This is a genomic window from Variovorax paradoxus (assembly GCF_000834655.1).
In the GTDB taxonomy this organism is placed as follows: domain Bacteria; phylum Pseudomonadota; class Gammaproteobacteria; order Burkholderiales; family Burkholderiaceae_C; genus Variovorax; species Variovorax paradoxus_F.
In genome coordinates, this window is the sequence record NZ_JXQQ01000048.1 from 83,754 (window position 1) to 98,997 (window position 15,244).

Annotated in this window: 13 protein-coding genes; 4 read left to right on the plus strand and 9 right to left on the minus strand. The window is 67.3% G+C overall.

Annotated features, from left to right (window positions below):
• Positions 1-70: 70 nt before the first annotated feature.
• The 9 genes from RT97_RS20670 to RT97_RS20710 form a co-directional block, all read right to left on the minus strand.
• Positions 71-772, minus strand: a complete 702-nt coding sequence (locus tag RT97_RS20670) for an ABC transporter ATP-binding protein (protein ID WP_042580693.1) — start codon at positions 770-772, stop codon at positions 71-73.
• A 1-nt stretch (position 773) separates the two neighbouring features.
• Positions 774-1,520: an ABC transporter ATP-binding protein gene (locus RT97_RS20675; protein WP_042580694.1), complete on the minus strand. Its 747-nt coding sequence runs from the start codon at positions 1,518-1,520 to the stop codon at positions 774-776.
• A 142-nt stretch (positions 1,521-1,662) separates the two neighbouring features.
• On the minus strand, positions 1,663-2,613 hold the full coding sequence (locus tag RT97_RS20680; protein ID WP_052810712.1) for a branched-chain amino acid ABC transporter permease: 951 nt from the start codon (positions 2,611-2,613) through the stop codon (positions 1,663-1,665).
• Positions 2,610-3,482 carry a branched-chain amino acid ABC transporter permease gene (locus RT97_RS20685; RefSeq protein WP_042580696.1) on the minus strand — a complete coding sequence of 291 codons (873 nt, stop codon included), beginning with the start codon at positions 3,480-3,482 and terminating at the stop codon, positions 2,610-2,612. Before RT97_RS20685 ends, RT97_RS20680 begins: the two co-directional genes overlap by 4 nt.
• 184 nt (positions 3,483-3,666) lie before the next feature.
• On the minus strand, positions 3,667-4,842 hold the full coding sequence (locus RT97_RS20690; RefSeq protein ID WP_042580697.1) for an ABC transporter substrate-binding protein: 1,176 nt from the start codon (positions 4,840-4,842) through the stop codon (positions 3,667-3,669).
• Complete coding sequence (locus RT97_RS20695; protein WP_042580698.1) at positions 4,839-5,648, minus strand: alpha/beta fold hydrolase; 810 nt, start codon at positions 5,646-5,648, stop codon at positions 4,839-4,841. The genes RT97_RS20690 and RT97_RS20695 overlap by 4 nt, the downstream gene beginning before the upstream one ends.
• Positions 5,649-5,796: 148 nt before the next feature.
• A complete protein-coding gene (locus tag RT97_RS20700; protein ID WP_042580699.1) occupies positions 5,797-7,344 on the minus strand; it encodes a benzoate-CoA ligase family protein in 1,548 nt (515 codons plus the stop codon).
• A 35-nt stretch (positions 7,345-7,379) separates the two neighbouring features.
• Positions 7,380-8,930, minus strand: a complete 1,551-nt coding sequence (locus RT97_RS20705; RefSeq protein WP_042580700.1) for a 3,4-dehydroadipyl-CoA semialdehyde dehydrogenase — start codon at positions 8,928-8,930, stop codon at positions 7,380-7,382.
• Complete coding sequence (locus tag RT97_RS20710; protein ID WP_042580701.1) at positions 8,927-9,397, minus strand: 4-hydroxylaminobenzoate lyase; 471 nt, start codon at positions 9,395-9,397, stop codon at positions 8,927-8,929. Before RT97_RS20710 ends, RT97_RS20705 begins: the two co-directional genes overlap by 4 nt.
• A gap of 213 nt (positions 9,398-9,610) precedes the next feature.
• Here RT97_RS20710 and RT97_RS20715 point away from each other — a divergent pair, with 213 nt between their 5' ends.
• The 4 genes from RT97_RS20715 to boxA all read left to right on the plus strand — a co-directional run bounded on the left by RT97_RS20715 (position 9,611) and on the right by boxA (position 15,237).
• Complete coding sequence (locus RT97_RS20715) at positions 9,611-10,549, plus strand: helix-turn-helix transcriptional regulator (RefSeq protein ID WP_042580702.1); 939 nt, start codon at positions 9,611-9,613, stop codon at positions 10,547-10,549.
• 127 nt (positions 10,550-10,676) lie between these two features.
• A complete protein-coding gene (gene boxC, locus RT97_RS20720) occupies positions 10,677-12,362 on the plus strand; it encodes a 2,3-epoxybenzoyl-CoA dihydrolase (RefSeq protein WP_042580703.1) in 1,686 nt (561 codons plus the stop codon).
• Between the two features lie 32 nt (positions 12,363-12,394).
• Entirely contained in the window at positions 12,395-13,822 is a 1,428-nt protein-coding gene (boxB, locus tag RT97_RS20725; RefSeq protein ID WP_042580704.1) for a benzoyl-CoA 2,3-epoxidase subunit BoxB, read from the plus strand.
• Positions 13,823-13,947: 125 nt separating this feature from the next.
• On the plus strand, positions 13,948-15,237 hold the full coding sequence (boxA, locus tag RT97_RS20730; RefSeq protein WP_042580705.1) for a benzoyl-CoA 2,3-epoxidase subunit BoxA: 1,290 nt from the start codon (positions 13,948-13,950) through the stop codon (positions 15,235-15,237).
• Positions 15,238-15,244: the final 7 nt, after the last annotated feature.

Consider the following 15,244-nt stretch of genomic DNA (forward strand, 5'->3'; position numbering starts at 1 on the left):
GCTCGCGCGGCGCCTGGACAAGCTCAGCGTGGACGGTGTGTCGTCTTCCAGGCCTCGGAAAAAACGGCGGTCAGACGCCCAGCAATTCCTCGAGTGCCTGCGGCTCTGCCAGCAGGTCGGCCGACGCTCCATGCCGCACGATCTGCCCTTTCTCCATCACCACCGCGAGGTCGGTGTGCGCGAGCACCTTGCGGTAGTCGCGGTCCACGATCAGCGTGGCGATGCCGGTGCTGCGGATCTCGCCGATCACGCGCCAGATCTCGGCCACGATCAGCGGCGCGAGGCCTTCGGTGGCCTCGTCGAGGATCAGCAGGCGCGGGTTGGTCATCAGCGCGCGGCCGATGGAAAGCATCTGCTGCTCGCCACCCGAGAGCTGCTGCCCACCATGCGACAGCCGCTCGGCCAGCCGCGGAAAAGTGGCCATCACGCGGTCGAAGGTCCAGGCGCGTTGTCCATCGACCCCCGCGCGCTCGCTCATCACGAGGTTCTCGCGCACCGAGAGGTTCGGGAAGATGCCGCGGCCTTCGGGCACGTAGCCGATCCCCAGGCGCGCCATCTTCTCGGGCGGCCAGCCGGTGACGGTGCGGCCGTCGACCTGCACCTCGCCCGAGGCGGGGCGCACGTAGCCCATCATGCTGCGGATGAGGGTGGTCTTGCCCATGCCGTTGCGCCCGAGCAGGCCGACCGACGTGGCCGTCGGGATGCCGGCATGCACGCCGCGCAGGATGTGGCTGTTGCCGTAGTAGGTGTTGAGGTCGCGGACGATCAGCATGTCAGTGGTCTTCTCCGAGGTAGGCGGTGCGCACTTCGGGGTTTTCGCGGATCGAGGTCGGATCGCCGGTGGCGATGACGGTGCCGTTCACCATCACCGTGATGCGGTCGGCGATGCGGAAGACGGCGTCCATGTCGTGCTCCACCAGGAGGATGGCGTGGGTGGCCTTCAGCCGCGCGAGCAACGTGAGCATGCGGTCGGTTTCCTCGGCGCCCATGCCGGCGAGCGGCTCGTCCAGCAGCAGCACGCGCGGCTGCGTGGCCAGGCACATCGCCACTTCGAGCTGGCGTTGCGCGCCGTGGCTCATCGTGCCGGCGATGCGCGAGGCCTCGTTGACAAGGCCGGCCGCTTCGAGCGCCGCATCGGCGGCCGCATTGCTCGCGGCGCAGCGCTGCGAGGCCTGCCAGATCGCCCATGGCCGGGCCGTCGCGGCCTGCGCGGCGAGCCGGCAGTTCTCGTGCACGCTGAACTCCGGAAAGATCGTCGTGCGTTGGTAGCTGCGGCCCACGCCGTCGCGCGCGCGCTTGGATTGCGCGCGCTGCGTGATGTCGATGCCGTCCAGCGCGATGCGGCCTTCGGAGGCCTCGATCTCGCCCGAGAGCATGTTGATGAGCGTGGACTTGCCCGCGCCGTTGGTGCCGATCACCGCATGCACTTCGCCGATGTGCAGGTCGAGCGTGACCGCGTTCACCGCGGTGAGGCCACCGAAGCGGCGCGTGAGGCCTTCGACGGAAAGGAGGGCGTTCATGGTTTTGCTCCTTCCCCTTCCGGGGGAAGGTTGGGATGGGGGCGAGCGGCGCTCGTGGAGGCAGTGCTTTGGCAGAGGCCGCTTGCCCCCACCCCGGCCCTCTCCCGTGAGGGGAGGGAGAAAGACAGAAGGCGGGGAAAGCTCATGCAGCCTCCTTCGGCGAAATGCGCTTGACCAGCCCGATCAGCCCCTTGGGCAACCACGCCACGAACACGATGATCGCGATGCCCAGCGTGAGCTGCCAGTGGTCCGCGAGCGGCCCCATCACCGCGTGCGTCGAGAAGATCTCCTTCAGCAGCGTGAACGCGATCGCGCCGATCACCGCGCCGCGCAGATGGCCAAGGCCGCCGAGGATCACCATCAGCAGGACCTCGCCCGAGTTGTGCCAGGCCATGAGCTCTGGGTTGACCACGCCGTCGCGCGAGGCGAGCAGAAAGCCTGCGAGCCCTGCCAGCGCACCGGCCAGCACGAAGGACGCGAGCTTGTAGCCGTACACCGGGAAGCCTGCCGCGCGCATGCGCTGCTCGTTCACGCGGATGCCCGCGAGCGCCGCGCCGAAGCGCGAGCGCCGGATCAGCGCGAGCAGGCCGTAGGTGAACACCAGCGACGCGAGCACCACGTAGAACAGCACCATGCGGTTCTCCAGGTCGAGCGCGCCGAGGGCCGGGCGCACATACATGTAGATGCCGTCGCTGCCGCCGCCGATCTTGGTGTCGTGGAACACGAAGAAGGCCATCTGCGCGAAGGCCAGCGTGACCATGATGAAGTACACGCCGCGCGTGCGCAGGCTCAGCGCGCCGACGAACAGCGCATAGAGCGCCGCCGCCCCCATGGCCATCGGCAGCAGCAGCGCGAAGTTGCCGCCTTCGCTGCCCGATGCGAGCACCGTCACATAGGCGCCGATGCCGTAGAACGCCGCGTGCCCCAGGCTCACGAGGCCGGTCATGCCGACCAGCAGTTCCAGGCTCAGCGCGAAGATCGAGAGGATCATCACCTTCACGATGAAATCCGAGGCGTAGTTGCCCATCAGCGGGCCGGCGATGCCGATGAGCACCGCGCAGGCCACGGGCAGGAGGAATGCGCCCTTCTTCATGGCCGCCTCCCCATCAGCCCTTCGGGCTTCCAGATCAGCACGATGGCCATCAGGAGGTAGATCCCGATGCCGCTCAGGTCCGCGAAGAACACCTTGCCGAAGGTATCGACGAAGCCCACCAGCAGCGAGGCCAGCAGCGCGCCGGTGATCGAGCCGATGCCGCCGATCACCACCAGCACGAAGCAGATGATGAGCACGCTCGCGCCCATGTTCGGATACACCGAGGACATCGGCGCCGCGATCATCCCGGCCAGCGCCGCGAGCGCCACGCCGGCCGCGAACACGATGCGGTACAGGCGCTTCACGTCGATACCGAGGCCCCGCACCATGTCGCGGTTGCTCGCGCCGGCGCGGATCATCATGCCCAGCCGCGTGCGGTTCACCACCCAGTACAGGCCGACCGCGAGCACGATGCAGGCGGCCGAAGCAAACAGGCGATACCAGGGGTAGCTCATGACGTTGCCCAGCGCAAAGCTGCCGTCGAGCCAGGCGGGCACCTTCACGCCGTGCACGTCGTTGCCCACGAGGATGGAGCGCAGTTCCTCGAACACCAAAATGAGCCCGTAGGTCATCAGCACCTGCTGCAGGTGGTCACGCTGGTACAGGTAGCTGAAGAAGGCCCATTCGAGCAGGTAGCCGAAGATGGCCGCGAGCACCACGCCGGCCACCAGCATCAGGAGGAACTGGTCGCCGAACAGCGGCGCGAGCGAGAACGCGAGGTACGCGCCGATCATGTAGAAGCTGCCGTGCGCGAGGTTGATCACGCCCATGATCCCGAAGATCAGCGTGAGGCCCGATGCCACGAGAAAAAGCAGCAGTCCGTACTGAACGGAGTTCAGGCACTGGACGAGGAAGGTTCCGAAATCCACTGGGCGATACCGGTTGGAGGCAAGACGAAAACCCCTCACCATCCGTTCGACCGTCCGTTCGGCCTGAGCTTGTCGAAGGCTTGCGCGGGTTGTGCCCTGGCTTCGACGGGCTCAGCCCGAACGGCGGTGGTTGAGGTGGTGTGGAACGAACGGTTGGAGGCGTGGAGCGCGTGCGGTGCGCGGCTTACATCCGGCAGCCGCGGGCCGGATCTGCGAGGCCCTTGATCGCCGTGCTGACCAGCTTGTTCTCCTTGCCATCCACCTTGCGCAGGTAGATGTCCTGCACCGGGTTGTGCGACTTGCTCACGGTGAACGGGCCGCGCGGGCTGTCGATCCTGGCCTTTTCGATGGCGGCGGTGAACTCGGCCTTCTTGCCGATGTCGCCCTTGGCGGCGGCAAGGCCCACGCCCAGCATCTGCGCGGCGTCGTAGCCCTGCACCGCGTACACGTCGGGCTGCAGCTTGAACGACTTGGCGTAGGCCACGCGGAACGCGTTGTCGCGCGCGGTGTTGAGGCCGTCCGCGTAGTGCAGCGTGGTCAGCATGCCTTGCGCCGATTCGCCTTGCGCGTCGAGCGTGCCGTCGGTCAGGAAGCCGGGGCCGTAGAGCGGAATGGTCTTGTTCAGGCCCGCGGCCTGGTAGTCCTTGACGAACTTCACCGCGCCGCCGCCTGCGAAGAAGGCGTACACCGCATCGGGCTTGGCCGCCGCTATTTCGGTCAGTAGCGCCTGGAACTCCACGTTGGGGAAGGCCAGCGTGAGCTGCTTGTCGACCTTGCCGCCGTTCTTCTCGAAACCTTCCTTGAAGCCGTTGACCGACTCGTCGCCGGCCGCGTACTTCCAGGTGATGGTCATCGCCTTCTTCTTGCCCTGCTGCTTGGCCGCGACCTCGCCCATGGCGTAGGCCGGCTGCCAGTTGCTGAACGAGCTGCGGAAGATGTTGGGCGCGCACATCGGGCCGGTCACCGCGTCGGCGCCGGCGTTCGGCACGATCAGCACGGTGCCGCTTTCCTTGGCGGCCTTGGCCATGGCCATGGCGACGCCGGAGTGCACGGTGCCCACGATCACGTCGACGTTGTCGCGCTTGATGAGCTTGTTGACGTTGTCGGTCGCCTTGGCGGGGTCGGACTCGTCGTCCACCTTGAAGTATTCGATCTCGCGGCCCGAGAGCTTGCCGCCCTGTTCGTCCACGTAGAGCTTGAAGCCGTTCTCGATGGCCACGCCCAGGGCGGTGTAGGTGCCGCTGTAGGGCAGCATGAGGCCGACCTTGAGCTTGCCGGTGCCCTGGGCGCCGGCCGCCGACGCAAGGGCGGCAAAGGCGATGGCGGTGAGCGCGAGGCGCGCGTTGCGGATGGTCGTCATGGTGTCTGTCTCCTGTTTTTGGTGATGAAAGCGGCGGTAGCGACGGTGACACGTTCCGGCTGATCGCGATGTGGGGAATGCCCGCATTCAGGGATTTCCACCAGTTCGCAACTGCCGTTCACGCGCGCCGCGATGCCGCGGATCTGCGCGAGCGTGCCGTACTCGTCGTCGATGCCCTGGATGGCGAGCACCGGGCAGCGGATGGCGTCGAGTTCGGCCTCGATGTTCCAGTCGCGAAAGGGCGGGTGCAGCCAGATGCGGTTCCAGCCCCAGAAGGCGGAGTCGGCGCTCGCGTGGTAGCGGCCGAGCTTGCCGGGCAGGTCGGTCGAGAGGTACGCGGTGCGGGCCAGCTCGATGTTCGCCACGGTCACGTCTTCCACGAAGATGTGCGGGGCCAGCACCACGAGGCCGGCCACGCGATCGGGAAAGCGCGAGGCGTAGAGCAGCGAGATCGAGCCGCCGTCGCTGTGTCCGAAGAGCCAGGGCGTTTCGCCATCGAGCTTCAGCGCGGTGAAGAGCGCAGGGAGCACTTCGTGCGCCTGGCGGTGCATGAAGTCGACGCCCCAGATCTCGTCGTCGCCGCGCGGCGTGGAGCGGCCGTAGCCGGGGCGCGAGAACACGAGGCCGCGGGCGTTGGCGGCGTCGCACACCTGCGCGGGGAAGTCTTTCCACATCGCGACGGAGCCCAGGCCTTCGTGGAGGAAGACGATGAGCGGCGCGTCGGTGCGCTGGGGGGCCACCCACTGGCATTCGATGCGCACGGGGCGGCCGCGCCATTCGATGGTGGCGAAGTCGGGTGTGCTCATTGCATTGCTCCCGGCTGTTGCTCCTTCCCCTTCCGGGGGAAGGCTGGGATGGGGGCTCGCGGCGCTTGAGAAGGATGTGCGTGCGTTGAGGCCGATGCCCCCATCCCAACCCTCCCCCGGGAGGGGAGGGAGAAAGAAAGGCGGCGCGTCATGCCGCTTTTTCCCGCTCGCGCAACCTGAACCGCTGAATCTTCCCGGTCGCCGTCTTCGGCAGCTCGCTCACGAATTCGAGGAAGCGCGGGTACTTGTAAGGCGCAAGCCGCTCCTTCACGAACGCCTTGAGTTCGTCCTCGGTCGCGGCGCTGCCGTCCTTCAGCACGACGAAGGCCTTGGTCTTGGTAAGCCCTTCGGCATCTTCCTTGCCGATGACCGCGGCCTCGAGCACGCAGGGGTGCTGCATCAGCGTGGCCTCGACCTCGAAGGGCGAGACGTAGATGCCGCTGACCTTCAGCATGTCGTCGCTGCGGCCCGCGTAGGTGAAGTAGCCGTCGGCATCGCGCGTGTACTTGTCGCCGCTCTTGGTCCAGCCGCCCTGGAAGGTGTCGCGCGATTTCTCGCGGTTGGTCCAGTACATGAGCGCCGAGCTCGGGCCGCGGATGTAAAGGTCGCCCACTTCGCCATCGGGCACGGGGCGGCCGTCTTCGCCGCGCAGCTCGACCTCGTAGCCTTCGACCGGCTTGCCCGTGGTGCCGTAGCGCACGTCGCCGGGGCGGTTGGAGATGAAGATGTGCAGCATCTCGGTCGAGCCGATGCCGTCGATGATCTCGCAGCCGTAGTGCGCCTTGAAGCGCTGCGCGATCTCGCCGGGCAGGGCCTCGCCGGCGGACGAGCACATGCGCAAGGCGACCGCATCGCGTGCCGGCAGCTTCGGCGAAGCGAGCATGCCCGCGAAGCCCGTGGGCGCGCCGAAGAACACGGTGGGCTTGTGCTCGGTCCAGCGTCGGAAGGTGGCGTCGGGCGTGGGGCGCTCGGCCATCAGCACGACGGTGGCGCCGACCGTGAGCGGAAAGGTCAGCGCGTTGCCCAGGCCATACGCGAAGTACATCTTGGCGGCCGAGAAGCACACGTCGTCTTCGGTCAGCGCGAGCACCGGCTTGCCGTAGAGCTCGGCCGTCCACCAGAGGTTGGCGTGCGTGTGGACCGTGCCTTTGGGCTTGCCGGTGGAGCCCGAGGAGTAGAGCCAGAAGCCGGGGTCGTCGGACGCGGTGTTGACCGGCGCGGCCAGGGGCTCGGCCCTGGCGAGCGCATCGTCGAAGGCTTGTGCGTTCTCCGGCAGCGCGCCGGTCGGCTGCGAGACGAGGAGCGTCTGCAACTCGTGCGCGCCGCGCCCCATCGCATCCTGCAGCACGGGCAACAGCGCGCCCGACACCAGCGCGGCCTGCGCGCGGCTGTGGTCGAGCATGTAGGCGTAGTCCTCGGGCGTGAGCAGCGTGTTGACCGCGACGGGCACGATGCCGGCGTACAGGCAGCCGAGAAAGCTCACGGGCCAGTCGTTGTTGTCGAGCATCAAGAGCAGCACGCGCTCTTCGCGGCGCACGCCGGCGGCCTTCAGTGTGGCGGCCAGGTGGCGCGCGCGGTCTTCGAGCTGGCCGTAGGTCAGCGTGCCGCGGTCGTCGATGTAGGCGGTGCGATCGGCGCGACCGCGGTTGAGGGCGAACAGGTGTTCGGCGAAATTGAATCGTGCAGGCAGGCTCATCGTGTTGTCTCCTTGGGGCCTCACTCGGTTGCTGCTTAGAGGCCGAGGGCGGCGAGCACGCCAGGGCTCGCCTGCACCGCGCTCCTGCGGTGATAGAAATCGAGCGCGCGCAGGCCGCCCAGTTCGGCACCGCCGCCCGCGCGGCCGGGGCCACCATGCATCGACATCGGCATCACGTTGCCGTGGCCGGTGTGGGCTTGCGCGACTTCGGGCGTGATCACGTGGACGCGGCCGTGGCTCGGTGCGACGGCGAGTGCCGCCTGTGCGAGTGCGGCCTCGTCGCTGCCATAGAGCGAGGTGACGAGCGAGCCTTGTCCCCGATGCGCGAGCGCGATGCCGTGTGCCAGGTCGCGATACGGCAGCAACGTGGCGACCGGCCCGAACACTTCCACGTCGTGCACGCGCTGCGCCGCATCGGCATCGCGCGCGCCCAGCAGCACCGGGCCGATGCAGGCGGCGATGGCCGGGTCGGCGTCGACCAGCGGCTTGCTGCGGCTGTCGTGCAGCACGGTGGTCTGCGCGGCTAGGGCGTCGAGCCCTTCGCGCACCGCATTCAACTGCGCGCGGCTCACCAGCGAGCCCATGCGTACGCTCTCGTTGCGCGGGTTGCCCACCGTCACTCCCGCGAGCTTCGCGCCGATGGCTTCGGCCGCGGCGTCGTACACCTCGGCTGGCACCAGGATGCGGCGGATGGCGGTGCACTTCTGGCCCGACTTGACCGTCATCTCGCGCACCACTTCGCGCACGAGCAGATTGAACGCCTCGCTGCCGGGCGCGGCGCCGGGCAGCAGCAGGGCGCTGTTGAGGCTGTCGGCCTCGATGTTCGCGCGCACCGAGCGTGCGGCCACGGCGGGGTGCGAGCGGATCACCGCTGCGGTTTCGGCCGACCCGGTGAACGAGACCACGTCGAAGGGCTGCAGCTGGTCCATCAGTCCGGCAGAGCTGCCGCAGATGACCGAGAGCGCGCCGGCGGGCAGCACGCCCGCATCGACCACGTCCTTGACCATGCGCTGCGTGAGCCAGGCGGTGGCCGTGGCGGGCTTCACGATCACGGGCACGCCCGAGAGCAGTGCCGGCGCGGCTTTTTCCCACAGGCCCCACGACGGGAAGTTGAAGGCGTTGATGAAGAGCGCCACGCCGTGCGTCGGCACCTGCAGGTGCTGCGACAGGAAAACCGGCTCCTTGCCGAGCTTGACCGCATCGCCGTCGCGCAAGGCGCGCACGTCGCCGAGCGCATCGCCCCACTTGGCGTACTGGCCGAGCGTGAAGATGGCGCCGTCGATGTCGACGGCCGAGTCGTTCTTCACGGTGCCCGAGTTCGCGGTGGCGATCTCGTAATAGGCATCGCGATTCGCCTGCAGCACCTTCACGATGGCGCCGAGCAGTCCGGCGCGCTGGCGGTAGGTGAGGGCGCGCAGTGCATTGCCGCCTTGTTCGCGCGCAAAGGAAAACGCTTCGGGCAGGTCGAGCCCCGTGGCATCGACGCGCGCGAGGTCGGTGCCCAGCACCGGATCGAAGAGGGGCGTGCCGGCGCCCGAGCCGCTTTGCCATCGGCCCGCGACGTGGTTGGCGAGGAGTTCTGTCATTGGGTGAACTTGATCTGCCCTTCGGGCAGCAAATAGAGAACGAGCGCGCGGCCTTGCGACACGGTCGGGCGGTGCGCGGTGCCGGGCCCGTAGACGCACCAGCCGGCGGGCCGTCCGTCGAAGGTGGCGGGGTGGTCGTCGAGCGGCATGATCAGGTCGATTTCGCCGTTCGGGTGCGTGTGGTGCGGGCCGGCGATGTCCTGCATGTCGACCACGTCGACCGAGAAACGGTGCAGCGCGTCTTCAGCCTTGAACACGCGGCCGTACCTGATACCGCCGCCCTCGCGCTCGCACAGCCAGCCTTCGGCGACGCCGCCGATGCAGGCCTGGCGCAGTTGCTCGAAGCTCGTGCTGCCCGCGCCGTGGGTCGCGTTGAGCCACCGGTCGAGTTGGGCGTCGAGCGGCTTGCCTGCGATCTGGGCGGTCAGGCCGGCGATCAACTGGTGAAATGCTTCCTTGCTGGACATCGTGGCGGGCTTCCTTCGTGGAGGCTCGCTGGCGGGGCGAGCATGGAGCTGGCGCCGCAGCGAACTTATGAACTACCTTGCAGGATCGTTGCGTGTGCAGTATCTTGCTTGTGGCCGAACAATAAGCACCGAGTCATTGGGTGTCAAGCAATATAGTGCATATATGGTGTTTACCCTGAGCGCGCACAATCCCGGCCAAGAATGAGGACTTGCATGAACGAGCATGTAGACGCGGTGCTGGCCACCGCGCCAGAAGGCGGCAGCAACGCCGCACCGGCCGGGGAGGCCAAGAATCCGCTGCTGGTCGCATTGGGCGACCGCGTGCGCAATCTGCGCGCGCAGCGCGGCCTCACGCGCAAGGCGGTGGCCATTTCGGCCGACGTCTCGGAGCGGCACCTGGCGAACCTGGAATACGGCATCGGCAACGCGTCCATCCTGGTGCTGCAACAGGTGGCCGGCGCGCTTCACTGCTCGCTGGCCGAACTGGTCGGCGACGTGACCACCAGCTCGCCCGAGTGGCTGCTGATCCGCGAACTGCTCGAGAACCGCAGCGAAACCGACCTGCGCCGCGTGCGCGTGGCACTGGGCGAACTGCTCGGCACCGCCTCGGTCGATCCTGCGCGGCACCGCCGTATCGCGCTCGTGGGCTTGCGCGGCGCGGGCAAGTCGACGCTGGGCCAGATGCTGGCCGACGACCTCGACGTGCCCTTCGTGGAACTGAGCCGCGAAATCGAGAAGCTCGCGGGCTGCAGCGTGCGCGAGATCCACGATCTCTACGGCACCAACGCCTATCGCCGCTACGAGCGCCGCGCGCTGGAAGAGGCCGTGCAGATCTACAGCGAGGTGGTGATCGCCACGCCTGGCGGCATCGTCTCCGATCCCGCCACCTTCAACGAGCTCCTCGCGCACTGCACCACCGTGTGGCTGCAGGCCGCGCCAGAAGAGCACATGGGCCGCGTCGCTGCGCAGGGCGACACCCGCCCGATGGCCGCCAGCAAGGAAGCCATGGAAGACCTGCGCCGCATCCTGAACGGCCGCGCCGCCTTCTATTCGAAGGCCGATCTCTCGGTGGACACCAGCGGCCAGAGCCTTGCGCAGAGCTTCCAGACGCTGCGTTCTGCAACCCGCCAGTCGATGGGCCTCGGGGCCTGACCTGAAGTTTGAAAAAAAGCGATTCAGGCATTGACTTGCCTGTTCGCATGCAGCATGATGCATGTCATCGGAACCAGAAGATGCATTATTCTTCCGGTTTGCATCTGCCCCCACAGGAGACTTCCGTATGACCGACACCGCGACCCCCACTTCGCTCCAGGCGCCCACCCGCGTGGACTACCGCACCGAACCCGGCCAATACCGTCATTGGTCCCTGAGCTTCGACGGCGCCATCGCCCGCCTCGTGCTGGACATCGCGGAAGACGGCGGCATCCGCCCCGGCTACAAGCTCAAGCTCAACAGCTACGACCTGGGTGTGGACATCGAGCTGAATGACGCGCTCAACCGCGTGCGTTTCGAGCACCCCGAAGTGCGCAGCGTGATCGTCACCAGCGGCAAGGACCGCATCTTCTGCTCGGGCGCCAACATCTTCATGCTGGGCGTCTCGGGCCATGCCTGGAAGGTCAACTTCTGCAAGTTCACGAATGAAACGCGCAACGGCATCGAAGACTCGTCCAAGCACTCGGGCCTGAAATTCCTCGCTGCCGTGAACGGCGCCTGCGCCGGCGGCGGCTACGAGCTCGCCCTGGCCTGCGACGAAATCCTCCTGGTGGACGACCGCTCCTCGGCCGTCTCGCTGCCCGAAGTGCCGCTGCTCGGTGTGCTGCCCGGCACCGGCGGCCTGACCCGCGTGACCGACAAGCGCCACGTGCGCCATGACCTGGCCGACATCTTCTGCACCAGCGTCGAAGGCGTGCGCGGCCAGCGCGCGGTCGAGTGGCGCCTGGTGGACGCCGTGGCCAAGCCCGCGCAGTTCGCCGCCGCCGTGCAGGACCGCGCTTCGCAGCTCGCGGCTGGCAGCGACCGTCCCGCGGGCGGCAAGGGCGTGGCGCTCACGCGCCTCGCACGCACCGACAGCGCCGACGGTATCGCGTATTCGAACGTCAACGTGCAGATCGACCGCAGCAAGCGCACCGCGACGATCACCGTGAAAGCGCCGACCGGCGCGCAGCCGTCCGACATCGCCGCCATCGAAGCCGCGGGCGCCGCCTGGTGGCCCCTTGCGATGTGCCGCGAGCTGGACGACGCGATCCTCAACCTGCGCACCAACGAACTCGACGTGGGCACCTGGCTGCTCAAGACCGAAGGCGATGCCGCCGCGGTGCTCGCCTCCGACGCCGTGATGTTCGCCAACAAGGACCACTGGCTCGTGCGAGAAACCATCGGCGCGCTGCGCCGTACGCTGGCGCGCCTGGATGTGTCCTCGCGCAGCCTGTTCGCGCTGGTCGAAGCGGGCTCGTGCTTCGCCGGCACGCTGGCCGAGCTGGCCTTCGCGGCCGACCGCACCTACATGCTCGCGCTGCCCGACGATGCCGAGCGCGCCCCCAAGCTCACGCTCGACGAATTCAACTTCGGCTTCTTCCCGATGGTGAACGACCAGAGCCGCCTGCAACGCCGCTTCTACGAAGAGGCCGCGCCGCTCGAAGCCGCACGGGTTGCCGCTGGCAAGCCGCTCGACGCCGACGAAGCCCTGAAGCTCGGCCTGGTCACAGCCGCCCCCGACGACATCGACTGGGACGACGAGATCCGCATCGCCATCGAGGAGCGCGCCGCCATGTCGCCTGACGCGCTCACCGGCCTCGAAGCCAACCTGCGCTTCGCGAGCAAGGAAAACATGGCCACCCGCATCTTCGGCCGGCTCACCGCCTGGCAGAACTGGATCTTCAACCGCCCGAACGCCGTCGGCGAAAAGGGTGCGCTGAAGGTCTACGGCACCGGCGAGAAGGCCGGCTTCGACATGAACCGCGTCTGATAACCGCAGTCCGTACAACCCAAGGAACAACGATGAGCACGATCAACTACAGCGAGAAGATCCCCAACAACGTCAACCTCGGCGAAGACCGCACGCTGCAGCGCGCGCTCGAAGGCTGGCAACCGAACTTCATCAACTGGTGGGACGACGTGGGCCCCGAGGGCTCGACCAACCACGACGTGTACCTGCGCACCGCGGTGAGCGTCGATCCGCAGGGCTGGGCGCAATTCGGCCACGTGAAGATGCGCGACTACCGGTGGGGCATCTTCCTGAACCCGGGCGATGCCAACCGCGAAATCCATTTCGGCGACCACAAGGGCGAGAAGGCCTGGCAGGACGTGCCCGGCGAACACCGCGCCAACCTGCGCCGCATCATCGTGACGCAGGGCGACACCGAGCCCGCATCGGTCGAGCAGCAGCGCCACCTGGGCCTGACGGCGCCCTCGATGTACGACCTGCGCAACCTGTTCCAGATCAACGTGGAAGAAGGCCGCCACCTGTGGGCGATGGTCTACCTGCTGCAGAAGCACTTCGGCCGCGATGGCCGCGAAGAAGCCGATGCACTGTTGCAGCGCACTTCGGGCGACGAGAACAACCCGCGCATCCTGGGTGCCTTCAATGAACGCACGCCCGACTGGCTCGCGTTCTTCATGTTCACCTACTTCACCGACCGCGACGGCAAGTTCCAGCTCTCGGCGCTGGCCGAAAGCGCGTTCGATCCGCTCGCGCGCACCACCAAGTTCATGCTGACCGAAGAGGCGCACCACATGTTCGTGGGCGAGAGCGGCGTCTCACGCGTCATCGCGCGCACCGCGCAAGTCATGAATGAACTCAAGACCGACGACGTGCAGAAGATCCGCGCCGCGGGCTGCATCGACCTGGGCACGATCCAGCGCTACCTGAACTTCCACTACAGCGTGACCATCGACCTGTTCGGCGCCGACCAGTCGAGCAACGCGGCCATCTTCTACAGCTCGGGCCTGAAGGGCCGCTACGAAGAGGGCAAGCGCACCGACGACCACGTCCTCAAGGGCCAGACCTACAAGGTGCTCGAAGTGAAGGACGGCCAGCTCGTCGAGAAGGACGTGCCGATGCTCAACGCGCTGAACGAAGTGCTGCGCGACGATTTCATCAAGGACTCGGTGGCCGGCGTCGGCCGCTGGAACAAGGTGCTCGAGAAGGCCGGCATCCCGACCCGCCTGGCGGTGCCGCACAAGGCCTTCAATCGCCAGATCGGCGCGCTCGCCGGCATCAAGATGTCGCCCGAAGGCCGCGTGGTGAACGAGATCGAATGGGCCGCCAAGCGCGACGAATGGCTGCCCAGTTCCGAAGACTTTGCTTTCGTGGCATCGTTGATGGGCCGCGTGGTGGAGCCGGGCAAGTTTGCAGGCTGGATCTCGCCCCCGGTGATGGGCATCAATCGCCAGCCCGTAGATTTCGAATACGTGCGTTTCGGCTGAACTTGGGTATTACGCCCTCTCCCCTCGGGGAGAGGGCAGGGGTGAGGGTAGGCGGCGTCCCCACGACAAGCCGCCACCCCTCACCCTGACCCTCTCCCCAAGGGGCGAGGGAAAGGAGAAAAAATATGGACATGGCCGTTGAAGCCGGAGTCATCAAGCAGCACCTGATCGACCCCGAGATCTGCATCCGCTGCAACACCTGCGAGGCCACCTGCCCCGTCAACGCGATCACGCACGACGACAACAACTACGTCGTGCGGGCCGACGTCTGCAATGGCTGCATGGCCTGCATCTCGCCGTGCCCGACGGGCTCCATCGACAACTGGCGCACGATGCCCGTGGTGCGCGCGTACACGATCGAGGAGCAGCTCACCTGGGAAGAGCTGCCTGCCGAGCTGACGCCCGAAGAGCTCGAAGCCGCGGGCGTTTCCGCCGACGCGGGCGATGAAGCCGCCACAGCCGCCGCTGCCACCGCGCCGACGCAGGTCGCCGCGGTCGAGTCCGTCGAGGCGGTCTTCAATTCCGCCCAGTACGGCGCGACCGTGCCCCCGTGGTCGGCAGCGCACGCCTACACGAACCTTTTTCCGCCCAAGACGCCGACGACCGCCACCGTGGTCGGCAACTTCAACTGCACCGAGGCCGGCTTCGACAGCGAGACGCACCATATCGTGCTGGACTTCGGCGTGGTGCCGTTCCCGGTGCTCGAGGGCCAGTCGATCGGCATCGTGCCGCCGGGCGTCGATGCCATCGGCAAACGCCACCATGCGCGCCAGTATTCGGTGGCCAGCCCCCGCAACGGCGAGCGGCCCGGCTACAACAACGTCTCGCTCACGGTGAAGCGCGTGACCGAGGACCACCAGGGCGACCCGGTGCAGGGCGTGTGCTCCAACTACGTGTGCGACCTGAAGGTGGGCGACACGGTGCAGGTGGTGGGGCCCTTCGGCGCCTCGTTCCTGATGCCGAACCATCCCAAGTCGCACATCGTGATGATCTGTACCGGCACCGGCAGCGCGCCGATGCGCGCGATGACCGAATGGCGCCGGCGCCTGCGCAAGAGCGGCAAGTTCGAAGGCGGCAAGCTCATGCTGTTTTTCGGCGCGCGCACCCAGCAGGAACTGCCGTACTTCGGCCCGCTGCAGTCGCTGCCCAAGGACTTCATCGACATCAACCTCGCGTTCTCGCGCACGCCCGGAAGCCCCAAGCGCTACGTGCAGGACCTGATGCGAGAGCGCGCCGCGGACCTGGCCGCGCTGCTCAAGGATGGCAGCAGCCACTTCTACGTGTGCGGCTTGAAGAGTATGGAAGAGGGCGTGGTGCTTGCGCTGCGCGACGTGGCGACGGAGGCGGGCCTCGACTGGGACACCGTCGGCGCATCGCTGAAACGCGAAGGCCGCCTGCACCTGGAAACCTACTGAGCCGAGG

Excerpts from the sequence above, each read along its gene's own strand:
- boxC (WP_042580703.1), top strand. The coding sequence starts at position 10,677 with ATGACCGACACCGCGACCCCCACTTCGCTCCAGGCGCCCACCCGCGTG.
- RT97_RS20710 (WP_042580701.1), bottom strand. The coding sequence starts at position 9,397 with ATGTCCAGCAAGGAAGCATTTCACCAGTTGATCGCCGGCCTGACCGCC.
- RT97_RS20695 (WP_042580698.1), bottom strand. The coding sequence starts at position 5,648 with ATGAGCACACCCGACTTCGCCACCATCGAATGGCGCGGCCGCCCCGTG.
- RT97_RS20670 (WP_042580693.1), bottom strand. The coding sequence starts at position 772 with ATGCTGATCGTCCGCGACCTCAACACCTACTACGGCAACAGCCACATC.
- RT97_RS20675 (WP_042580694.1), bottom strand. The coding sequence starts at position 1,520 with ATGAACGCCCTCCTTTCCGTCGAAGGCCTCACGCGCCGCTTCGGTGGC.
- RT97_RS20690 (WP_042580697.1), bottom strand. The coding sequence starts at position 4,842 with ATGACGACCATCCGCAACGCGCGCCTCGCGCTCACCGCCATCGCCTTT.
- RT97_RS20680 (WP_052810712.1), bottom strand. The coding sequence starts at position 2,613 with ATGAAGAAGGGCGCATTCCTCCTGCCCGTGGCCTGCGCGGTGCTCATC.
- RT97_RS20700 (WP_042580699.1), bottom strand. The coding sequence starts at position 7,344 with ATGAGCCTGCCTGCACGATTCAATTTCGCCGAACACCTGTTCGCCCTC.
- RT97_RS20715 (WP_042580702.1), top strand. The coding sequence starts at position 9,611 with ATGAACGAGCATGTAGACGCGGTGCTGGCCACCGCGCCAGAAGGCGGC.
- boxB (WP_042580704.1), top strand. The coding sequence starts at position 12,395 with ATGAGCACGATCAACTACAGCGAGAAGATCCCCAACAACGTCAACCTC.
- RT97_RS20705 (WP_042580700.1), bottom strand. The coding sequence starts at position 8,930 with ATGACAGAACTCCTCGCCAACCACGTCGCGGGCCGATGGCAAAGCGGC.
- boxA (WP_042580705.1), top strand. The coding sequence starts at position 13,948 with ATGGACATGGCCGTTGAAGCCGGAGTCATCAAGCAGCACCTGATCGAC.